The sequence below is a fragment of the Actinoplanes sp. CA-131856 genome, from assembly GCF_050956135.1.
In the GTDB taxonomy this organism is placed as follows: Bacteria; Actinomycetota; Actinomycetes; order Mycobacteriales; family Micromonosporaceae; genus Actinoplanes.
This window is the reverse complement of record NZ_CP191849.1, coordinates 4,464,272-4,484,332: the sequence shown is the minus strand read 5'-3', so window position 1 is coordinate 4,484,332 and position 20,061 is coordinate 4,464,272. Positions and strand designations below refer to the sequence as shown.

Below are 20,061 nucleotides of genomic sequence, written 5' to 3'. Positions count from 1 at the left end.
CCGCCTGGACTTCGCCGCCGCCGAACGGTCCACGACGCCCTTGTCCCCGGCCGAGAAGGCCGCCTTCGCCCAGGCTTTGCACGTCGACGACCCGCGCTGGATCCTGAACCTGCTCATCTTCGCCGCCCTCCTCCTGGCGGCGTTCTGCTCGGCGGAGGCTCGGGAGATCGTCGCCTCCGCCGGGCAGCCGGAGGGGTCAGAGCTTCTGCAACTGGGTGACGACCATGGCGATGGCGAAGAAGCCGTAGAAGCCGATGGCCACCAGCATGCCGCCGAGGCGCCAGCCGCGCATGCGGATCGCGGCCGGCAGGTCGCGGACGTTGAGGCGGACCAGCAGGATCGAGTAGAGCAGGGTGACCACTGACGCGGCGCACGTCGACACGATCAGCAGGCCCAGCGGCTGGGTGAAGCCGGCCAGCAGGATCGTCGAGCCCAGCACGATCTCGGCCCAGACCACCGTGAGATAGAGGCGGGGCTCGGTCCAGCGGGTGGACCCGGTCAGATAGTTGCGGCGCAGGAAGTCCGACGCCACCCGGCCGATGATGTCGAGCAGGCCCATCGCGGCCGCCCACAACGACACCGCGGCCACCGCCAGGAACAGCAGTTTGAGCCAGCCGCCGACCTGGTCGGCCAGGATGCCGGCCTCGATGCGGAGGAACGACGTGTCGTTCTTGAGGTCGTCGCGGCCGAACAAGGTCTCGTACGCCAGCAGGCTCATGATGCTGATCGTCACGAAGCAGACCGCGACGAACGTGACCAGATGTTCGGTGTTGGCGCGCTTCCACCAGACGCGCCAGCGGCTCAGGTTCTCCTCGTCGGCCGGGAACAGATAGCGGTCGGCGCCGGCCGCCTCCTCACGGCCGGTGATCGGTGAGACCAGCCGGGGCACGTGCGCGCCCATCCCGTACCGCTTGTCGCGGATCCAGTTGCTGAGAACCAGATTGTGTACGCCTCCAGCACCGGCCGCACCGATGGCGCTCAGGATCAGCGTGAAGGTGATGCCGTCGGGAATCTGGCCGAACTCGGTCACGGTGGCCTTGGCCGCGTCGCCCCACGTGGTCAGCGAGATGACGAAGACGACCACGACGAGCAGGAAGAACAGCGTCAGCGCGACCTTGACCGTCTCGACACGCTCGACAGTGGTGTAGACGACCTTGGACAGGGTGAGCAGCAGGCCGACCGCCACGAGGGTGACGATGGTGATCCAGACCGGGTCGCCCCAGCCGACGAGGTACGTGAAGACGGTGGAGCCGCTGGTCGCCCAGCCCGGCCAGACGTACTGGAAGGCCCCGGCGAGGCAGATGATGACGCCCCACCCCTTCCACCAGCGGGAGAAGCCGGCCACCACGGTCTGGCCGGTGGCGAGGGTGTACCGCTCGATCTCCATGTTGATGACGAATTGGACGGCGAGCGTGCAGAAGGCCAGCCAGAGCAGGCCGAGACCGCCGATCGCGGTCAGGTAGGGCCACAGGATGATCTCGCCGGCGGCCATGCCGATGCCCACGGCGATGACGCCGGGTCCGATCATGCGGCGCAGCGGGAGGGGCTCGGGCAGGGAAACCGTCTGTATAGCCGGGTCGGAGGTGGCGCGCGATCGAGGCATGTCGAACTCCGAAGGGGATGTACGAACCAGTACGTTAGTTATCCGGTGTGACGGCCACCACTGTCAAGCGAACGGCTGAAGTTCGGTCACGCCTCTCGACGTACGGGACCGAAGCTCGCGAACCTGGTCGAACCAACAATCAGGAGGCCCCTTGTGAAGCGCCGGATCTGCGCCGTCATGGCCGTCGCCCTCGCCGGAGGGTGCAGCGCCCCCGCCGCCTCGGCCCCGAACGCGGCGCCACCGGCCGCCCGCAGCGGTTTCGGATCGGTCAGCATCCCGGACCCGTGCGCCCTGCTGAGCCGCGACGACGTGACGGAGCTGACCCATCGCGAGGTGACCCAGGTCGACGAGGGCGACGAGTACTGCCAGTGGCAGCAGGAGGGCGGCCAGCTCGCGGTCTTCCTGAGCCGCGCAGACCCGGCCGAGTTCCACAGCACGGTCGACGGGATCGGGGACGGCGCGTGCTGGAACTCCGGGCACTTATACGTGCTCTACGGGACCCTGCAGATCGACGTCTACTCGCGGGGCGGGGACGACCTCCCGGACGCCAAGCGGGTCGCCGAGGCCGTCATAGCCCGGCTGTGACACGGGATTCAAGGCGTACGGCTGCCCGGCCCGATGATGCCGCCGGCACAGCACCACATAGCCCACCTCGGCGTCGGCGTCGGTGTTGCCCACGACCACGGTGTCACCGTCGCGCACCATCACGCCACCGGTCACCCGCGCGTTCATCCGGGCCGGCTGCCCGCACCAGCACATCGGGTAGACCTGGAGCGCCTCGACGATGTCGGCCAGCACCACGAGCCGCGCCGAGCCCGGGAACTGCTCACCCCGGAAGTCCGACAACAGCCCGAACGTGAACACGTCGATGTCGTGGTCGTCGACCAGGGCCGCCAGCTGGTCGACCTGCTCCGGCGACAGGAACTGGGCCTCGTCCACGATCACGTGGTCGACCCGGGCCCCGTTGTACGACAGCACGCGGTGCACCAGGTCGGTGTCGGCCTCGAACTCGATCGCGTCGGCCTCGAGGCCGATCCGCGACGACACGATCCCCGCGCCGGCCCGGTCGAGGCGGGTCAGCAGCATGCCCGTACGACCGCAGGCCGCGTAGGTGTGGCGGTATTGCAGCACCATCGTGCTCTTGCCGCTGTTCATCGCCGCATAGCGGTAGTGCAGCTGGGCCACCCGTGCTGCCGCCTCTCGTTTCCGTGCAAACCCGGGAAGCCTAACGGCCGTACGCCTGATGGCGATCATCGCTCCGCCCCGCGCGCCGGGAAGGTCCGGTGAAGTACGGTTTTCCCGGCCGACCCGCTACGGTTGGTGACTATGGCAACCTACTCAGGCCCGGCCCGGCTCACTCTTGTCGACGGCACCCAGGTGTCCGGCATGGCCTCGCTGAGCACCAACCAGCGCGGCGGTCTCGACACCTGGGGCGGAACCTTCCGCCCGGACCAGGTCACCGACGAGATCCGCAACGCGGGCGAGGGTCTTTCGCTGGAGCTGCCGTACGACCAGACGGGCTCCGTCTCCGTGACGGGCGTCCGGAAGCTGCTGGCCACCCAGATCCTGGTCTCCCTCACCGGAAGCGGCCCCGCCCCCTTCTAGACCGCGGGTAACCGATCGGTTGACTTTCAGTTACATAGATCACAGACTATTCGATGTCGCGATCGATGGCCCCTCTCCGAGGAGTACGCCATGAAACGCTTCATCGCCGCTCTGCTCGTGCTCTCCCTCGCCGCCTGCACCGGTGACTCGTCCGGCGACGGCGGGGGTGCCGCGCCGCCCGCCTCGCAGGCCGACATCGACAAGGCCCTGCAGACCCCGACCAAGCTCGTCTTCTGGACCTGGGTCCCGGACATCCAGAAGGAGGTCGCCCTCTTCGAGACGAAGTATCCGGCGATCGACGTGGAGGTCGTCAACGCCGGCCAGGGCGAGCCGCAATACACGAAACTGCGCACCGCCCTGAAGGCCGGCTCCGGTGCACCCGACGTCGCGCAGATCGAGTTCCAGTACATCCCGACCTTCTCGCTGACGAAAAGCCTGACCGACCTTCGGCCGTACGGAGCCGAGGCGCTCAAAGCGAAATTCGTCGACTGGACGTGGAACCAGGTCACCGGCGCCAACGGCGAGATCTGGGGATATCCGCAGGACACCGGCCCGATGGGCATGCTCTATCGCAAGGACATCTTCGACAAGCACGGCATCGCCGTCCCCAAGACCTGGGACGATTTCGCCGCCGCGGCCCGCAAACTGCACGCCGCCGACCCGAACGTCTATCTGACGAATCTGGCGTCCAACCAGAACGGCGCCTGGATGGGCCTGCTCTGGCAGGCCGGCGCGAAACCGTTCACCAACACCGGCCCCGACGCGGTCACGGTCAGCCTCAACGACGAGGTGTCCAAGAAGCTGGGCACCTATTGGGGCGGCCTCATTTCCGAAGGCGTGGTCTCGGCCGACGCCGATTTCACCGACGCCTGGTACCAAGCACTCAACCGGGGCAAGTACGCCACCTGGCTGACCGCCGCCTGGGGACCGGTGTTCCTGACCGGCAGCGCGAAATCGACCAGCGGCAAATGGCGTGCCGCTCCCCTGCCGCAATGGCAGTCCGGCGCCCCGGAGGTCTCCGGCAACTGGGGCGGGTCGACCAGCGCCGTCATCACCGGCACGAAGAACCCGATCGCCGCGGCCAAGTTCGCCGAGTTCCTCAACACCGATTCCGCCTCGGTGAAGATGTTCGCCACCGAGCAGTTCCTGTTCCCGGCCACGAAGGAGGTGCTGGCCGATCCGGCCTTCACCGGCCAGCAGCCCGAGTTCTACGGCGGGCAGATGGTCAACCAGGAGTTCGCCCGGATCAGCGACACCGTCGACAAGCAGTTCCAGTGGCCGCCGTTCCTCGACCAGGCCGTGAACGACTGGGACGAGACGGTCGGCAAGTCGTTCGCCGACAAGTCCGACACGAACGCCGCGCTCGACCAGTGGCAGAAACGCGTGACCGACTACGCCAGAAATCAGGGCTTCAAGGTCAGCGAATGACCACGCACGCGCGCAGCGGATATCTGTTCGTGGCGCCGTTCCTCATCGTGTTCGCCGCCATGCTGGTCGCTCCGCTGGCCTACGCGGCCTATCTGAGCCTGTTCCGGGAGCAGCTGGTCGGCGGCACGGTCTTCGCCGGCTTCGACAATTACACGCGGGCCCTGCAGGACGACCGTCTCATGGACGGCGTCCTGCGGGTCGCCCGCTTCTTCGTCATCCAGGTGCCGGTCATGCTGGCCCTGTCGCTCGCCTCGGCCCTGGCCATCGACAGCGGGCTGCTGCGGTTCGCCAAGGTGTTCCGGCTCGGCATCTTCATCCCGTACGCCGTTCCGGCCGTGGTCGCGACCCTCATGTGGGGCTATCTCTACGGTCCCGACTTCGGCCCGTTCGCCCAGCTCGCCGACAAGCTGGGCCTGCCCGCGCCGCAGTTCCTCAGCGAGACGTGGATGCTCGGCTCGATGGCCAACATCGTCACGTGGGAATTCGTCGGCTACAACATGATCATCCTCTATGCCGCCCTGCGCGCCGTCCCGCACGACCTTTACGAGGCCGCTGCGGTCGACGGCGCCGGCGCCTGGCGGATCGCGTGGAGCATCAAGATCCCGGCCCTGCGCCCCGCGCTTCTGCTCTGCCTCATCTTCTCGGTCATCGGCAGTTTCCAGCTCTTCGCCGAGCCCCAATTGCTGCAACGGCTGGCGCCGAGCGTCATCGACAGCGGTTACACCCCCAACCTGTACGCCTACACGCTGGCCTTCACCGGTCAGGAGGTGAACTACGCCGCCGCGGTGTCGTTCCTGCTGGGCCTGGTGATCGTCCTCGCGTCGTACACAGTCCTGTTCGTCAGCGGCCGCCGGAGCCGCACGTGACCGGGCGCCGCAGCAATCTCCTGACCCTGGGCATGCTGGCCCTGCTCATCTATTTCCTGCTGCCGTTGTTCTGGCTGGCCGTCGCCTCCACGAAGAACACCGAAAGCCTGTTCTCCACGTTCGGCCTCTGGTTCGCCGGCGACTTCTCGCTGTTCGCGAACATCAAGGAGACATTGACGTACGGCGACGGCGTCTACCTGCGCTGGATGCTGAACACGCTGTTCTACTCGCTGGTGAGCGCCGGCGGCGCGGCCTTCCTGGCCGCGATGGGCGGCTACGGTTTCGCGAAATACCGTTTCCGCGGCAACAACGCCCTGTTCGGCCTGGTGCTCGGCTCCATCATGGTGCCCACGACGGCCCTGGCCATCCCCACGTACTTGCTGTTCAGCAAGGTCGGCATGGTGAACACCCCATGGGCCATCATCCTGCCGTCTCTGGTCAGCCCATTCGGCCTTTACCTGATGCGCGTCTACGCCCAGGACGCCGTCCCCGACACCCTGATCGAGGCCGGCCGCATAGACGGCGCGAGCGAGCTGAGCATCTTCTTCCGCCTGGCGTTGCGCTCCTTGGCCCCCGGCATCATCACGGTCTTGTTGTTCACCTTGGTCGCGACGTGGAACAACTACTTCCTGCCGCTGATCATGCTGAACGACCCCGACCTCTACCCCATCACGGTCGGCCTGGCCGCCTGGTCCTCCCAGTCCGCCGGAGGCGGCAGCGGCTCCACCGGCGAGCTGCTGGCCCTGGTCATCACGGGCGCCGCGCTCTCCATCATTCCGTTGATAGCCGCGTTCCTCCTACTACAGCGCTACTGGCAGTCAGGCCTCTCCGCCGGCAGCGTCAAGGAGTAGCGCGTGACCGTCCGGCAAGACCCCGGCTACGGGCTACCCTCAGCCGTGGACTCAACCGACATAAAACCTGGCGCGGTTTTCCGATTCCCGCACGACGACAGGCCATTCAGGGCGCTTGTTCGGGACGAAGACGTAGTGATGTACGACGCGAACCTCTTGGATCCGGACCCGTTGACCCCTGAGGAGTACGCGGTACATCGGCCCGACCTACCATTTTGCGCTCTACGCGACCCCACGGCCACCTGGGCAGTCGGCGCCGGCGGCGTCAACAACATAGAGTCGCCCTTACGTGTGGCTCAGGTATACCTGTTCCCGTTCGGGCCGGACGGAGGAACGAAGGCAGGGGTGAGGATCTCGGCAGATGACGGCCACGCTTTCACCGCGGAAGAATTATTCGGCAAAGCTTGCGATATCCAGAGTCCGCACCTCCGCGATCAACTCCCGGCAACCGGGATCGGAATCTATCGCACCGGGCTGCACCGCAACCTCCCCGCGTATTACCTGTGGGGAAGCGCGAGCAAGTACCAGGCCGCCCGGCCGGAAAATGAGCCGATCCGACCCTCGCCCCGCACCCTCGCTTAAACAGACTGTTGACAACATCTTGTTGAAGCGATGAGATAGACGGCATGCCACAAGACTTCGCGGGGCGGCAGTGGACCGCGCTCAACCAGATCACCGAACGGCACGCGGCCACGACCCAGCAGCGACGGCGTGCCGTTCACCCCTCGGCCGTCGAGCCTCATGAGGCCGTGCGGCTGGTGGCGGGGCTGGCCCTCGGGTCGATCGAGGGTGAGCTGGGCGAGCCCGACCTGGACGACGACGACCTCTTCGCCGCGCTGGCGCTCGTCGCGCACGTGCGGGCCGATGTCGACCAGCTGGAGCTCGGGCTGCTCGACGCCGCACGGGGGCGCGATCTGACCTGGCAGGCCATCGCCCAGGGCATGGGTCTCAACAGCGCCCAGGCCGCCAAACAGCGCCGTGACCGCCTGGCCGAGCGCCGGGCCACGGACGACTGACGAGTGCGGCGGCGGGCCGGCCCGCCCTAACGGCTGTCCTTGCGAGCTTGCTTGCGGGCGACCACGGCCCGCGTCGAGGCGTGCCGCTTGCGCAGATCCGGGGTGTCGGGGCGGTTGTCGACGCGCTGCGGGCGCGGCTTCTTGCCCCGAGAGGGCCGCGGCGGCTTGGCCCGGGCCACCGCCTCGGCCTCCCGCTCCGCCTTGAGCGCCTCCGCGGCCTCGTGGGCCAGGGTGGCCAGGCGCGCGCTGACCTGGGACAACAGCTCTTCGAAGACCTCGGCCTTGGCGCGGCGGCGGGCATTGCGGTCGTACGCCTTGCCGCGGCCGCCGGTCTCGGGGACGCGTTCGGCGGCGCGGCGGCGATAGTTCTTCACCTGTTTGTTCCGAGCCCGGCGGACCCGGCCGTGCAGCTCGATCAGCGCGTCCTCGTCGAGCTTCTTCAGGCGTTTCGGGGCGGCCTCGCGGACCAGCGCCAGCTCCGCCTCGGTCAGGGTGCCCAGGATCGCGTCCATGACGTCACAGCCTGGCCGTCACCACGACCGGCGTCTTCATGCGCCGCGGGTGAGATGATCCGGTGGAACGTACGAGGGGCGGTACTGCAGGGCGTCGCGCACGTTCTTCTGCACGGCGACCGACGCGAACACGGCCATCGCGAACGACAGGCCGTAGAAGCCTTTCTCGCTCAGCGCCATGCCGCTGTTGATCAGCCCGATGGCCAGCATGAGGATCGAGGCGCCGACCACGGCCCAGGCCAGGCCCAGGTAGAGCGCGGTGACCGGCAGCCCCTCGGCCTTGTCACGCACCGATTTCTGCAGCGAGATGGCCGCGAACAGGCCGAGCACGAGGACGGCCGCGTAGAAACCCTTCTCGCTGCGCGTCATCGAGGCGTTCCACAGTCCGACGGCGTACGAGATGATCCCGAGAAAGAGTGCCGCCCACGACGCGCCGACGAAGGCGGCGGTGGGCTTGCCGGGCGAAGCGGGTGCGATTGTCATGGCAGCAGCCTTCCGGACCGCCGCCCCGGGCGGATGAGTACGGGTACCTAAAGCGCCCGGTCCCATCGACGCCGGGCCGGCGAAGCGTCGCGGCTGCGATAGACGATGTACGGCCGGGTGAGGTAGCCCAGCGGCGCCGAGAAGACGTGCACGAGCCGGCTGAACGGCCAGAAGGCGAACAGCGCGAACGCCGACAGCGCGTGCAGTTTGAAGCCGATCGGCGCCCGCGCCATGAGGTCGCTGTCCGGCTGGAAGTAGAAGATCGAACGGAACCACGGCGACACCGTGAGCCGGTAGTCGTGCGGCTCGCTGGTCAGGTTGCCGAGCACCGTCGTGCCCAGCCCGAGGCAGATGGTGCCGATGAGCAGCACGTACATCACCTTGTCGTTCACCGTCGTGGCCGAGAAGACCGGGCCGGTGGTACGCCTGCGGTAGATCAGGATCGCCGCACCGAACAGCGTGCAGAAGCCGGCCACGGTGCCCAGCGCCACGGCCACGAAGTGATAGGCGGCCTCGCTGATGCCCACAGCGCCGGTCCACGACTCCGGGATCAGCAGGCCGCCGACGTGGCCGAGCGCGACGAGCAGGATCCCGAAATGGAACAGCGGGCTGCCGATCCGCAGCAGCCGCCGCTCGTAGAGCTGCGACGAGCGGGTGGTCCAGCCGAACTTGTCGTAGCGGTAGCGCCACACGTGCCCCAGGACGAAGACCGTGAGGCAGATGTACGGGATGACGACGAAGTGCAGCGTGTTCATCGGTAGGTGCCCACCTTCTCCTCGGGTGGCCCCTGTGCGGCCAGCTTGGCGACCTCGGACATGGAGCGCAGCGGTGGCAGCGTCGCCGACACCGATTCGAGGACGTCCGCCCACGGGGATCGCATGTCACGCAGGGCCAGGCGCAGCAGCTCCAGGCCGGCCCGGTGGTCCGCCAGGAGCGCGCGGCCCTTGTCCGGCACGGCGGCGGCGTACTCGAGCACCACCGACAGGTGGTCGGAGAGCTCGTCGTCGCCCAGGATCAGCCCGTCCGCGGCGTACGCCTGCTTGAGCTTCAGCAGCGCCATCCCCCGGTTGCGCGTGTCGCCGTACGCGTAATAGGTGAGATAGAGGCAGCACCGCTTGCGCTGGTCGAAGGTGGCGACGTAGTCGGCCGCCAGCTGGACCGGCGGCGTGTTCCGGGCGTGCTCGACGAAACGCAGCAACGGTGCGCCGGTCGAACGGTCCAAGGTGGACGCCACGGACGCGAGGAGATCCAGTCGTTCCAGCAGGGCGGAGTCGGGATAGCCCAGCAGGAGCGATTGCGACTGCCACGCGCGGGCGTTCACCGCTCGTCCTTGCGCGGCGGGAACAGGCCATCCGGTCGGCCCCGCCCGTCCCAATTGAGCAGGTTGACCCGCCCGCTCAGGGCGTCGGAGGTCTGCCGGTCCCTGAGCATCTGGAAGTTCTCCACAGCGATCGGCTGCGGCCCGCCCGACGACTCGCCGAACGGCCCCGAGCCGCCCATCCCCGGCCCGCCCTCGTAGTCCAGGCTGCACTCGGTGGCCAGCTCCTCCAGCGAGTGCGCCTGTTCCGCGTGGGCCGGCGGGATGACGTAGCGCTCGTCGTACTTGGCCAGGGCCAGCAACCGGTACATGTCGTAGATCTGCTCGCCGGTCATCCCGACCGCGGCCGGAATGCTGTCGTCCGCGTCGCGCCCCAGGTTGAGATCCCGCATGTACGACCGCATCGCCGCGAGCCGGCGCAGCACCGCGTCGACCGGCGCCGGATCGCCGGCGGTGAACAGCTGGGCCAGATAGTCCACGGGGATGCGCAGTGCCTCGATCGCCGCGAACAGGTTCCCCCGGTCCTCGGCGTCGTATCCGGTGTCCCGCACGACGTCGACCACCGGCGACAGCGGCGGGATGTACCAAACCATCGGCATGGTGCGGTATTCCGGATGCAGCGGCAGCGCCACCTTGTACTTGTTGATGAGCGCGTGGACCGGCGACCGCTGGGCCGCCTCGATCCAGTCCCGGGGGATGCCGGCCCGCTCCGCCTCGGCCGCCACCGCGGGGTCGCCGGGGTCGAGGAAGACCTTCCGCTGGGCCTCGTAGAGGTCGTGGTCGCCGGGCACCGAGGCCGCCGCGAGGACCGCGTCGGCGTCGTACAGCATCAGGCCGATGTAGCGCAGGCGTCCCACGCAGGTCTCCGAGCACACGGTCGGAATGCCGACCTCGATGCGCGGGAAGCAGAAGGTGCACTTCTCCGCCTTGCCCGTGCGGTGGTTGAAATAGACCTTCTTGTACGGGCAGCCCGACACGCACATCCGCCATCCGCGGCAGCGGTCCTGGTCGACCAGGACGATGCCGTCCTCGGCCCGCTTGTAGATGGCGCCGGACGGGCAGGAGGCCGCGCAAGAGGGGTTGAGGCAGTGCTCGCAGATGCGCGGCAGATAGAACATGAAGGTCTGCTCGAACTCGAACTTCACCTTGCCGGCGATGCCCTTGAGCAGCACGTCCTTGTCGCCGTGGTCGATCGAGCCGCCCAGGTCGTCGTCCCAGTTGGCCGACCACTGGACCTTCATGTCCTGCCCGGTGAGCAGCGACTTGGGCCGGGCCACCGGCGTGTGCTCCTGCAGCGGTGCGTTCGTGAGCGTCTCGTAGTCGTACGTCCAGGGCTCGTAATAGTCCTGGATCGCCGGGAGCTTGGGGTTGGCGAAGATGGTCAGCAGCTTCTTGAACCGGCCGCCGCCCTTGAGTCTCAACTTGCCGCGACGGTTGAGAGCCCAGCCGCCCTTCCACGTCTCCTGGTCCTCGTAGCGGCGCGGATAGCCTTGCCCGGGCCGCGTCTCGACGTTGTTGAACCAGACGTACTCGACGCCGCCGCGGTTGGTCCACGCCTGCTTGCAGGTGACCGAGCAGGTGTGGCAGCCGATGCACTTGTCGAGGTTCATCACCATCGCCATCTGGGCCATCACGCGCATCTCAGTACTCCACTTCCTGGGACCGGCGGCGGATGACCGTGACCTCGTCGCGCTGGTTGCCGGTCGGGCCGAGATAGTTGAACGCGAACGACAGCTGGGCGTAGCCGCCGATCAGGTGCGACGGCTTGATGAGCAGCCGGGTGAGCGAGTTGTGGATGCCGCCGCGCCGCCCGTTCGTCTCGGTGCGCGGCACGTCGATGAGCCGGTCCTGCGCGTGGTGCATGTAGACGGTGCCCTCGGGCATGCGGTGCGAGACGACGGCCCGGGCCACCACCACGCCGTTGCGGTTGACCGCCTCGATCCAGTCGTTGTCCCGGATGCCGATCTTCGCGGCGTCCGGGGCCGACATCCAGATGTTCGGCCCGCCCCGGGAGAGCGACAGCATGAAGAGGTTGTCCTGATACTCGGAGTGGATGGACCACTTGTTGTGCGGCGTCAGGTAGCGCACGGCGATGCCGAGCTCGCCCTTCTCCCCCACCTTGGGCTCGCCGAACAGCGCGTGCATGTTCAACGGCGGCCGATAGGTCGGCATCCACTCGCCGAGCTCGGCCATCCAGTCGTGGTCGAGGTAGAAGCTCTGCCGGCCGGTCAACGTGTGCCAGGGTTTGAGCCGCTCGACGTTGATGACGAACGGCGAATAGCGCCGGCCGCCGGCCTCGGAGCCGGACCACTCGGGCGAGGTGATGACCGGGGTGGGCCGCGACTGCGTGTCGGCGAAGGTGATCCGCTTGCCCTCGTGCTCGGCCGCGAGGTCGGCCAGCTCCACGCCGGTCCGCTTCTCCAGCTGCCGGAAGCCCTGCGTGGCCAGATGACCGTTGGTGGTGCCGGAGAGGGCGAGGATCGCCTCGCACGCCTGCACGTCCCGGGCGATCGACGGCCGCCCGTTCGGGGCCGTGCCGTTCTTGTGGCGCAGATAGTCGAGTTCCCGGCCGACCTCGAAGGTGACGCCCTTGGTGGTGGCGCCGAGCGTGTCGAGCAGCGGACCGAGCGAGGACATCTTGTCGTAGATCGCCCCGTAGTCCCGTTCGACCGTCACCAGCTTCGGCATGGTCCGGCCGGGAATCGGCTCACAGTCCCCGTTCTTCCAGTCCATGACCCGGCCGTGCGGGTTGGCCATCTCGTCCGGGGTGTCGTGCAGCAGGGGCGCGGCCACCACGTCGGTGCGGGTGCCCAGATGCTCGCCGGCCATGGCGCTGAACGCCTTGGCGATCGTCATGAAGGCGTCCCAGTCGGTGCGGGTCTGCCAGGGCGGGGCGATGGCCGGGTTGAACGAGTGCACGAACGGGTGCATGTCGGTGGTGTTGAGGTCGTGCTTCTCGTACCAGGTGGCCGCGGGCAGCACGATGTCGGAGTAGACGGTCGTCGAGGTCATCCGGAAGTCGAGCGTCAGCAGCAGGTCGAGCTTGCCGGTGGGTGCTTCCCCGTGCCACATCGGCGCTTGTTCCGCTCGTACGGCGTGGTCCGCTCCCAGGAGATGCTTCAGGAAGTATTCGTTGCCCTTCGCCGACGAACCCAGCAGGTTGGCCCGCCAGATCGTCAGCACCCGGGGGAAATTCTCGGGCGCGTCCGGATCCTCGGCCGCGAAACGGAGGTCCCCCGATTGAAGACTCTTGACGATGTGGTCCGCCACCGGCTCGCCGGCCGCCGCGGCCTCGTCCGCGAGGTCGAGCGGGTTGCGGTTGAAGTGTGGCACCGAAGGCATCCAGCCCATTCGCGCGCTCGCGGCGATGAGGTCGGCTGTCGTCCTGTCCGCGAAGCCTTTCGCCACCGACAGGGTGGAGGCGGAGAACGGGTCGTAGCGGTACTGGTCGGTGTGCAGATACCAGTAGGCGGTCTGAATCATCTGCCGCCCCGGCCGCGTCCAGTCGGAGGCGGTCCCCAGCACCGAATAGCCGGTGATCGGGCGGACCTTCTCCTGGCCGACGTAGTGGGCCCAGCCGCCACCGTTCACGCCCTGACATCCGGTCAGCGTCGTCAGCGTCAGGAACGACCGGTAGATGGTGTCCGAGTGGAACCAGTGGTTGGCGCCCGCACCCATGATGATCATCGAGCGGCCACGGGACTCCTCGGCGTTGGCCGCGAACTCCCGCGCGATGCGGGCCGCCGCCGGTCCCGGCACACCCGTGATGGTTTCCTGCCAGGCCGGCGTGTACGGCGAATCCGCGTCGTCGTAGCCGCTGGGCCACTCCCCGGGCAGGCCCGGCCGCCCGACGCCGTACTGCGCCAGCAGAAGGTCGAACACCGTGGTGACCGTCCGCCCGGCCACGAGACGCACCGGAACGCCGCGCCGGATCGTGCCGGCCGACCCGTCCGGCGTGTCGAAGCGCGGCAGTTCGACCTCGGCCACGCCCGCGCCGGCCGCGCTCAGCAACGGCGACACCTCGCCCAGGTCGAGGTTCCACTTCCCGGCACCCGTCTCGCCGTACCGGAATCCGAGTGACCCGTTCGGCACCACCGGCGTGCCGCCGGCGTCGAGCACCACGGTCTTGAAGGCGGCGTTCTCCACCTCCTGCCCGAGGTCGGCCGCCGTGAGCATCTTCCCCGGGCGTCCATTGTCGAGCGTCACGAGGAACGGCAGATCGGTGTACCGGCGTACGTAATCGAGGAAATAGCCGGTTTGCCGGTCGACGAAGAACTCCTTGAGCACGACGTGGCCCATCGCCATGGCCAGGGCGCCGTCCGTGCCCGGGGCCGGGGCGAGCCACTCGTCGGCGAACTTCACGTTGTCGGCGTAGTCGGGCGCGACCGCGATGACCTTCTGCCCGCGGTACCGCGCCTCGGCCATCCAGTGCGCGTCCGGCGTGCGGGTCACCGGCAGGTTGGAGCCCCACATGATGAGGTAGCCGGCGTCCCACCAGTCGCCCGACTCGGGAACGTCGGTCTGGTCGCCGAACATCTGCGGCGAGGCCACCGGCAGGTCCGCGTACCAGTCGTAGAACGACAGCATGGCCCCGCCGAGCAGGTTGTAGAAGCGGGCGCCGGCCGCGTGCGACACCATCGACATGGCCGGGATAGGGGAGAACCCGGCGAGCCGGTCCGGCCCGTACTCCTTGATGGTGTGCACGTGGGCGGCGGCGATCATCTCGGTCGCCTCGTCCCAGGTGGCCCGCACGAGCCCGCCCTTGCCCCGCACCGATTTGTAGGCGCGCGCCTTCACCGGATCGCCCGTGATCTCGGCCCACGCGGCCACCGGGTCGCCGAGCCGCCGCCGCGCCTCGCGCCACATCTCGAGCAGGACCCCGCGGACGTACGGATATCGCACGCGCGTCGGCGAGTAGGTGTACCAGGAGAACGCGGCTCCCCGTGGGCACCCGCGCGGCTCGTACTCCGGGCTGTCCGGCCCGACGCTCGGATAGTCGGTCTGCTGGGCCTCCCAGGTGATGATGCCGTCCTTGACGTACACCTTCCAGGAGCACGAACCGGTGCAGTTGACGCCGTGCGTGGAGCGCACCACCTTGTCGTGCGACCACCGGTCGCGGTAGAACGTGTCGGCCTGCCTGCCGCCGATCTGGAAGAGGGCGCGATGGTCGGCCGACACCTCCCCACGGGTGAAGAAGCGGCGCGTGCCGACCAGAGCGTCGTCCAGTTCAGGCATTCCTGACCCTTCCCTCGGTGCGGGTTGTCCTCGCTATCGCGGTCACCGTCAGCGTCATGGCGGCCAGGGCGACCAGGGCCAGAAGGGCCAGGCCGATCGCGTACGACTCGTACGCCTCGTACAGCCCGCCCATGACCAGAGGCGGAAGGAAACCGCCGAGCCCGCCGGCCGCGCCGACCACGCCGGTGACCGAGCCGACCTGGCTGGCCGGCGCCATCACCGCGACGAGCGCGAAGGTGGCTCCGCTGCCCGCGCCGAGCGCGGCCGCCATGGCCAGGAAGGCGATGGTGCCCAGCGGCATCAGGGGCGGGGTGAAGGCCTGCACGACAGCGCCCAGTACGACCACCGAGAGGGCGGCGGCGAGCACGCGCACGCCGCCGAAGCGGTCGGAGAGCCAGCCGCCGGTGGGGCGCATGACGACGGCCAGCAGCACGAATCCGGCCATCCGGTTGGCCGCGTCGGCCTGCGTGAGACCGTAGGCGGTCTTCAGATAGGCCGGCAGGTAGACGGAGAACGCGACGTAGCCGCCGAACGCGACCGCGTACACCGCCGAGGCCTGCCACGTCACGCGCAGCCGCAGCGTCGCCGCGAGGCGCTGGGTGAACGGCGCAGTCGGCACCGGCCGTCCCGGGGCGTCCCGGAGCACCGTGAAGGAGACGAAGGCGTACACCACGAGCACGGCCGCCGAAACCAGGAACGGCGTCCTCATGCTGCCCGCGTCGACCAGCCGGACCGTGGTGAGGGCGCTGACCGCGGTGCCGCCCATCCCGGCCCCGAAGACGCCCACGGCCAGCCCGCGCCGCTCGGGCGGGAACCAGGCGTTGACGAAGGGCACGCCCACCGCGAAGACCGAGCCGCCGACGCCGAGGAAGAAACCGCCGATCAGCAGCCCGGCGAACGACGTCGTGCCGGACAGCCCGAGATAGAGCACCGGCACCACCGTCGCGAGCGAGACGATCGGGAACATGACCCGCCCGCCGAACCGGTCGGTGAGCGCGCCCACCGGAATGCGCCCGAGCGATCCGACGACCACCGGCACGGCCACCACGAGGGCCTGCTGGGTGGAGTCGAGCTCGAGCGCGGCCTGGAAACGCGGGGCCAGCGGGCTCAGCAGTGCCCACGCCCACGAGTTGACGACGAAGCCGAGGGTCGCGACCGCCAGCAGCAGACCGCGAGCCGGTGTACGGGACGCCTGCATGCCTCATATCAGAACAGGCGCGGCCGTCGTACAACCCCCCGAAATTAGGGACCAAAGTCCTCTTTGTTGGCCGTTCCCGGCCCTGGGAATACGGTCAGAACCATGGAGTCCCCCGTTCTGCGCGTGGTCCAGGAGGCCGCCCTCGGCCTGACCACGGCGCAGGTCGCCGCCCGCGTCGGTCGGCCACCGTCCACGGTGCGCAGTCAGCTCGACGGCCTGGTCGCCGAGGGCCGCCTGGTGAAGGCCCGGGCCAGCGGCGGCGTCCCGTACCGGCCGGCCTGGCGGTACCGGGCGCTGACCCCCTCACCGGGCAACCTCTACTCGCTGTTGCTGCGAGCGCTGCTCGACCAGGTGGGCGACGACCGGGCCGCCAGCGTCGGCGCCGGCCGCCGCTGGGGCCGTTCCTTGGCCGCTCGGGGCGGGCTGCCGGCGGTGCTCGACGCGCTCGGCTTCGCCCCCGCTCCGCGCGCGGAGCGCCGGATCGACCTGCACGCCTGCCCGTACCTGGACCTGGTCCACCGCTACCCCGACGGCATGTGCGGGCTGCACGCCGGGATCATCCAGGGCGTACTGGGCGAAGCGGACGACGTGGTCCTCGAGCCGTTCGCCGCACCCGGCGCGTGCGTGGTCCATCTCCCCGCATGAAATAATCAGGTTTGTTTCCCATTTCTCGTCCCGAGGAGCCCGCCCTGAGCCCCGTCGCCTTCGAGCTCGCCGTCCAGGACACTCACGGCCTCGAGGTGGCGGCCCGTATCGGGGCCGACCGCATCGAGCTCTGCTCCGCCCTCGCCCTCGGTGGTGTGACCCCGTCGCTGGCCTTCGTCGAGGCCGCCGTGGCCACGGCCGGCATCCCACCGGTCCACGTGCTGGTCCGCCCGCGCCCCGGCGGCTTCACCTACGACCCGGCCGAGACGGCGACGATCCTGCGGGATGTACGCCACGTGCTGCTCGCGGGCGCCACCGGCGTGGTCGTCGGCGGCGTGCGCGACGCCACCGTCGACACCGACCTGGTCAAGCGCGTCCTCGACGCCGCCGGCGACGCCCCCGTGACCTTCCACCGGGCCTTCGACACCCTCACCGACCCGGCCGCGGCCGTCGAGACCCTGGCCGCCCTGGGCGTACGGAGGATCCTGACCTCCGCCGGCGCCACCTCGGTCGGCGACGCCCTGCCGGCTCTGGCCGCCCTGACCACCACGGCCGCCGGCCGCATCGAGATCATGGCCGGCGGCGGCGTCACCCTCGACCTGATCCCGGCCTTGCTGCGCACGGGCGTCCCCGCCATCCACGCCTCGGCCAAGCGCGTGATCCCCGACGACCTCACTGTGGGCCTCGGCACCTCCTCCCCCGCCGGCCCGGGCGGCCGCGAGACCACCGACTTCGGCCTGGCGACCGCCCTACTCGCCGCGATCCGGTCCGCCCCCTAGTCAAGCTCCCGGAAGAACTCGCGCAGGTCCTCGGCCAGGTCGGCCGGGGCCTCCAGGGCCGGGAAGTGGCGGCCGTGCGCGAACTCGGTCCAGCGGGTGCCGGGCGGGGTGGGTATCAGCTTGCGGACGGTGTCGTCGGCGCCGAAGACGGCGAACGCCTGCGGGACGGCGGGCGGGCTGCCCCAGTCGGTGGAGTGGGCCTGCTCGTAGAGGGTGTGGGCGGCGGTCACGCCGGAGGCGGTGTGCCAGTAGAGGGAGACGTTCGTCAGCAGGCGGTCGCGGTCGACCAGGCGCTCGGTCCACTCGGCGAACTTCTCGGCTATCCAGGCCAGTTGCAGCACCGGTGAGTCCGTCAGGCCGTACCCGATGGTCTGTGGCCTGGTGTTCTGAATGGCGAGATAGCCGGAGTCCTCGTGGGTGAAGGCGTCCATGCGCTCGCGGATCAGCTTGTCGAGCGGATCGTCCGGGTCGAGCCGGTCGGCCATGCCGGGAATGAAGGTGGCGGTCGCGGCGGCGGTCACCGGGTCCGTGCAGACGTGCACGCCGATGACGTGGTCGCCGTCGATGCCGGCGACGGCACCCGAGACTCCGGCTCCTACGTCGCCGCCGTGGAGGCCGTACCGGTCGTACCCCAGACGCTCCATCAAGGTCTTCCAGGCCCCGGCCATCCGGGCCATGGTCCAGCCGGGCCCGGCCAGCGGCGCCGAGAAGGTGTAGCCGGGCAGCGAGGGCACGACCAGGTGGAAGTCGGGCAGCAGCGTGATCAGCTCCTCGAACTCGGCGAACGAGCTCGGGAAGCCGTGCGTGAGCATCAGCGCCTTGGCGTCGCGCGCCGATGAGCGAACGTGCGCGAAGTGCACACGCTGGCCGTCGATCTCGGTGACGAACTGCGGAAGCTCGTTGAGCCGGCGCTCGGCGGCCCGCCAGTCGTAGCCGGACCGCCAGTAACCGGCCAGCTCCCGCACCTCGGCCAGGCCGATGCCGCGGCCCCAGCCGTCGCCGGGCCATCGCGTCCGGGCCAGGCGCGCGTGAAGGTCATCGACGTCGGTCTGTGCGATCTCGATCCGGAAGGTGTCCATGAGCCGACGCTAAAGACAATCGCGGAAGGCTAGGTTCCTGAAATGGACACCGCCGCCCGGCTGCTGCGCCTGCTGTCCCTGCTGCAGTCGCGCCCCGACTGGACCGGGCCCTCGCTCGCCGAGCGGCTCGGCGTCACCACGCGCACGATCCGCCACGACATCGACCGGCTGCGCTCACTCGGCTATCCGGTCGACGCCCGCCCCGGCGTCGCCGGCGGCTACCGGCTGGGTACGGGCCCGGCCCTCCCGCCGCTGCTGCTCGACGGCGACGAGGCGGTGGCCGTCGCGGTCAACCTGCGCGGCGCCGCGCTGACCAAGCTCGAACAGCTCCTGCCCTCCCGTCTGCGCCACCGGGTCCGGGCCGTGCAGTCGGCCACGCTGCTCCTGCCGTCCCCGGGCCCGCCGGTCGACCCGGACGTGCTCACCCGCATCGCGTACGCCTGTCAGGAGCACGAACGGCTGCGCTTCGACTACCGCGACCACGCCGGCCTGGTCAGCCGTCGCGACGCCGAGCCGTACCGCCTGGTCCACGACCAGCGCCGCTGGTATCTGCTGGCCTGGGACCCGGCCCGCGACGACTGGCGCACCTTCCGGGCCGACCGGATGACCCTGCACATCCCGAACGGCCCGCGGTTCACCCCGCGCCCGGTGCCACCGTCACCGGACGTGGCCCGCGGTCTCCAGGAGGCCACGTGGCACTACCGGGCCCGCGTGATCGTCCACGCGCCGGCCGCACACGTCCGCGCCCGCCTGCCGATCGCCACCGAGATCGAGCCGCTGGCCGGGGACCGCTGCGCCTTCACCCCGGGCTCGGACAGCCCCGAGACGCTGGCGCTGTGGCTGGGCTTCCTGGGCGCCGACTTCGAGGTGGTCGACGCGCCAGAGCTTCTTGCGGCTGTACGGGCATTGGCCGCCCGCTACGCCGCGGTCACCGCCGCCGCCGATACGCCACGGTCGGCCACCACTCCCCCTTGACCCGCCGCCGCCGGTCCCGTTCAGGATCCCGCACGAACCCGGCCCGCTCGGCCACGGCCCGCGACGCGGTGTTGCCCGCATGAGTCCACAGCCGAAGCTCGTCCAGCCCGCTTCGCCCGAACGCCCACTCCACGAACAGCCGAAGCGCCCGGGTGGCAACCCCACGCCCCCGCGCCGGCGCGGCCAGCCAGTAGGAGACGTCCCCGTCCTCACCCAGGGCGATGTTGCCCAGCCGTTCCCCGGTCACCGAGTCGGCGATGAGAAACCCGCGCGGCCCGGCTTCGATGGCCTTATGCAGCGCTTCCACGCTGACGGCGGCCGGTTCCGACGTAAACCGCTGAATGAGTTCATCCCCGGCGGCCGCCGCATACCACTCGGCATCGTCCACACTCCACGGCCGCAGCGCGACAACCCCGTCGTCATCCCACGTCTCCACCACGAGAGGAAAACACAGGGTGGCTCTCGACT

The 20,061-nt window shown here is 69.3% G+C and carries 20 protein-coding genes; 9 read left to right on the top strand and 11 right to left on the bottom strand.

Features of this window, described 5'->3' with window-relative positions; genetic code table 11:
- Positions 1-196: 196 nt before the first annotated feature.
- The gene (locus ACQP2X_RS20695; protein ID WP_498699344.1) at positions 197-1,603 is read right to left on the bottom strand and encodes an Nramp family divalent metal transporter; all 1,407 of its coding nucleotides are present in this window, start codon (positions 1,601-1,603) and stop codon (positions 197-199) included.
- Positions 1,604-1,756: 153 nt separating this feature from the next.
- Here ACQP2X_RS20695 and ACQP2X_RS20690 point away from each other — a divergent pair, with 153 nt between their 5' ends.
- Positions 1,757-2,188 (top strand): hypothetical protein, encoded by a 432-nt coding sequence (locus tag ACQP2X_RS20690; RefSeq protein WP_498699342.1) that lies wholly within the window; start codon positions 1,757-1,759, stop codon positions 2,186-2,188.
- On the opposite strand, the gene ACQP2X_RS20685 is transcribed toward ACQP2X_RS20690, so the two are convergent.
- Positions 2,084-2,788, bottom strand: coding sequence for a thymidine kinase (locus ACQP2X_RS20685; protein WP_498699340.1), 705 nt, complete (start codon positions 2,786-2,788; stop codon positions 2,084-2,086). The genes ACQP2X_RS20690 and ACQP2X_RS20685 overlap by 105 nt on opposite strands.
- Before the next feature lie 141 nt (positions 2,789-2,929).
- Here ACQP2X_RS20685 and ACQP2X_RS20680 point away from each other — a divergent pair, with 141 nt between their 5' ends.
- The 5 genes from ACQP2X_RS20680 (at position 2,930) to ACQP2X_RS20660 (ending at position 7,369) form a co-directional block, all read left to right on the top strand.
- Positions 2,930-3,208, top strand: a complete 279-nt coding sequence (locus ACQP2X_RS20680; RefSeq protein ID WP_498699338.1) for a hypothetical protein — start codon at positions 2,930-2,932, stop codon at positions 3,206-3,208.
- 90 nt (positions 3,209-3,298) lie between these two features.
- Positions 3,299-4,636, top strand: coding sequence for an extracellular solute-binding protein (locus ACQP2X_RS20675; RefSeq protein ID WP_498699337.1), 1,338 nt, complete (start codon positions 3,299-3,301; stop codon positions 4,634-4,636).
- Entirely contained in the window at positions 4,633-5,502 is an 870-nt protein-coding gene (locus tag ACQP2X_RS20670; RefSeq protein ID WP_498699335.1) for a carbohydrate ABC transporter permease, read from the top strand. The genes ACQP2X_RS20675 and ACQP2X_RS20670 overlap by 4 nt, the downstream gene beginning before the upstream one ends.
- Positions 5,499-6,353 carry a carbohydrate ABC transporter permease gene (locus ACQP2X_RS20665; protein WP_498699334.1) on the top strand — a complete coding sequence of 285 codons (855 nt, stop codon included), beginning with the start codon at positions 5,499-5,501 and terminating at the stop codon, positions 6,351-6,353. Before ACQP2X_RS20670 ends, ACQP2X_RS20665 begins: the two co-directional genes overlap by 4 nt.
- Before the next feature lie 626 nt (positions 6,354-6,979).
- On the top strand, positions 6,980-7,369 hold the full coding sequence (locus ACQP2X_RS20660) for a DNA-binding protein (protein WP_498699332.1): 390 nt from the start codon (positions 6,980-6,982) through the stop codon (positions 7,367-7,369).
- A 26-nt stretch (positions 7,370-7,395) separates the two neighbouring features.
- Here ACQP2X_RS20660 and ACQP2X_RS20655 read toward each other — a convergent pair whose 3' ends face one another.
- The 7 genes from ACQP2X_RS20655 to ACQP2X_RS20625 are packed head-to-tail and all read right to left on the bottom strand — an operon-like array spanning position 7,396 to position 16,115.
- Entirely contained in the window at positions 7,396-7,881 is a 486-nt protein-coding gene (locus ACQP2X_RS20655; protein ID WP_498699331.1) for a hypothetical protein, read from the bottom strand.
- A gap of 36 nt (positions 7,882-7,917) precedes the next feature.
- A complete protein-coding gene (yiaA, locus tag ACQP2X_RS20650) occupies positions 7,918-8,364 on the bottom strand; it encodes an inner membrane protein YiaA (protein ID WP_498699329.1) in 447 nt (148 codons plus the stop codon).
- A gap of 47 nt (positions 8,365-8,411) precedes the next feature.
- Positions 8,412-9,119 (bottom strand): respiratory nitrate reductase subunit gamma, encoded by a 708-nt coding sequence (narI, locus tag ACQP2X_RS20645; protein WP_498699328.1) that lies wholly within the window; start codon positions 9,117-9,119, stop codon positions 8,412-8,414.
- The gene (gene narJ / locus ACQP2X_RS20640) at positions 9,116-9,685 is read right to left on the bottom strand and encodes a nitrate reductase molybdenum cofactor assembly chaperone (RefSeq protein WP_498699326.1); all 570 of its coding nucleotides are present in this window, start codon (positions 9,683-9,685) and stop codon (positions 9,116-9,118) included. The genes narI and narJ overlap by 4 nt, the downstream gene beginning before the upstream one ends.
- Positions 9,682-11,322, bottom strand: a complete 1,641-nt coding sequence (gene narH, locus ACQP2X_RS20635; protein ID WP_498699324.1) for a nitrate reductase subunit beta — start codon at positions 11,320-11,322, stop codon at positions 9,682-9,684. Before narH ends, narJ begins: the two co-directional genes overlap by 4 nt.
- A gap of 1 nt (position 11,323) precedes the next feature.
- Positions 11,324-14,917 carry a nitrate reductase subunit alpha gene (locus ACQP2X_RS20630; protein WP_498699323.1) on the bottom strand — a complete coding sequence of 1,198 codons (3,594 nt, stop codon included), beginning with the start codon at positions 14,915-14,917 and terminating at the stop codon, positions 11,324-11,326.
- Positions 14,910-16,115: an MFS transporter gene (locus tag ACQP2X_RS20625; protein WP_498699321.1), complete on the bottom strand. Its 1,206-nt coding sequence runs from the start codon at positions 16,113-16,115 to the stop codon at positions 14,910-14,912. The genes ACQP2X_RS20630 and ACQP2X_RS20625 overlap by 8 nt, the downstream gene beginning before the upstream one ends.
- 102 nt (positions 16,116-16,217) lie before the next feature.
- Here ACQP2X_RS20625 and ACQP2X_RS20620 point away from each other — a divergent pair, with 102 nt between their 5' ends.
- Both ACQP2X_RS20620 and ACQP2X_RS20615 read left to right on the top strand, forming a co-directional pair.
- Entirely contained in the window at positions 16,218-16,760 is a 543-nt protein-coding gene (locus ACQP2X_RS20620) for a helix-turn-helix domain-containing protein (RefSeq protein WP_498699320.1), read from the top strand.
- Between the two features lie 11 nt (positions 16,761-16,771).
- Positions 16,772-17,539 (top strand): copper homeostasis protein CutC, encoded by a 768-nt coding sequence (locus ACQP2X_RS20615; protein WP_498699318.1) that lies wholly within the window; start codon positions 16,772-16,774, stop codon positions 17,537-17,539.
- On the opposite strand, the gene ACQP2X_RS20610 is transcribed toward ACQP2X_RS20615, so the two are convergent.
- Positions 17,536-18,618: an epoxide hydrolase family protein gene (locus ACQP2X_RS20610; protein WP_498699316.1), complete on the bottom strand. Its 1,083-nt coding sequence runs from the start codon at positions 18,616-18,618 to the stop codon at positions 17,536-17,538. The two genes, ACQP2X_RS20615 and ACQP2X_RS20610, sit on opposite strands and share 4 nt — an antisense overlap.
- 42 nt (positions 18,619-18,660) lie before the next feature.
- Here ACQP2X_RS20610 and ACQP2X_RS20605 point away from each other — a divergent pair, with 42 nt between their 5' ends.
- The gene (locus ACQP2X_RS20605; RefSeq protein ID WP_498699312.1) at positions 18,661-19,593 is read left to right on the top strand and encodes a helix-turn-helix transcriptional regulator; all 933 of its coding nucleotides are present in this window, start codon (positions 18,661-18,663) and stop codon (positions 19,591-19,593) included.
- Here the strand turns inward: ACQP2X_RS20605 and ACQP2X_RS20600 are convergent.
- Positions 19,547-20,029, bottom strand: coding sequence for a GNAT family N-acetyltransferase (locus ACQP2X_RS20600; protein ID WP_498699311.1), 483 nt, complete (start codon positions 20,027-20,029; stop codon positions 19,547-19,549). The genes ACQP2X_RS20605 and ACQP2X_RS20600 overlap by 47 nt on opposite strands.
- Positions 20,030-20,061 lie beyond the last annotated feature (32 nt).

Excerpts from the sequence above, each read along its gene's own strand:
- yiaA (WP_498699329.1), bottom strand. The coding sequence starts at position 8,364 with ATGACAATCGCACCCGCTTCGCCCGGCAAGCCCACCGCCGCCTTCGTC.
- ACQP2X_RS20675 (WP_498699337.1), top strand. The coding sequence starts at position 3,299 with ATGAAACGCTTCATCGCCGCTCTGCTCGTGCTCTCCCTCGCCGCCTGC.
- ACQP2X_RS20660 (WP_498699332.1), top strand. The coding sequence starts at position 6,980 with ATGCCACAAGACTTCGCGGGGCGGCAGTGGACCGCGCTCAACCAGATC.
- ACQP2X_RS20625 (WP_498699321.1), bottom strand. The coding sequence starts at position 16,115 with ATGCAGGCGTCCCGTACACCGGCTCGCGGTCTGCTGCTGGCGGTCGCG.
- ACQP2X_RS20620 (WP_498699320.1), top strand. The coding sequence starts at position 16,218 with ATGGAGTCCCCCGTTCTGCGCGTGGTCCAGGAGGCCGCCCTCGGCCTG.
- ACQP2X_RS20610 (WP_498699316.1), bottom strand. The coding sequence starts at position 18,618 with ATGGACACCTTCCGGATCGAGATCGCACAGACCGACGTCGATGACCTT.
- ACQP2X_RS20655 (WP_498699331.1), bottom strand. The coding sequence starts at position 7,881 with ATGGACGCGATCCTGGGCACCCTGACCGAGGCGGAGCTGGCGCTGGTC.
- ACQP2X_RS20605 (WP_498699312.1), top strand. The coding sequence starts at position 18,661 with ATGGACACCGCCGCCCGGCTGCTGCGCCTGCTGTCCCTGCTGCAGTCG.
- narI (WP_498699328.1), bottom strand. The coding sequence starts at position 9,119 with ATGAACACGCTGCACTTCGTCGTCATCCCGTACATCTGCCTCACGGTC.
- ACQP2X_RS20630 (WP_498699323.1), bottom strand. The coding sequence starts at position 14,917 with ATGCCTGAACTGGACGACGCTCTGGTCGGCACGCGCCGCTTCTTCACC.
- ACQP2X_RS20695 (WP_498699344.1), bottom strand. The coding sequence starts at position 1,603 with ATGCCTCGATCGCGCGCCACCTCCGACCCGGCTATACAGACGGTTTCC.
- ACQP2X_RS20670 (WP_498699335.1), top strand. The coding sequence starts at position 4,633 with ATGACCACGCACGCGCGCAGCGGATATCTGTTCGTGGCGCCGTTCCTC.
- ACQP2X_RS20680 (WP_498699338.1), top strand. The coding sequence starts at position 2,930 with ATGGCAACCTACTCAGGCCCGGCCCGGCTCACTCTTGTCGACGGCACC.
- narH (WP_498699324.1), bottom strand. The coding sequence starts at position 11,322 with ATGCGCGTGATGGCCCAGATGGCGATGGTGATGAACCTCGACAAGTGC.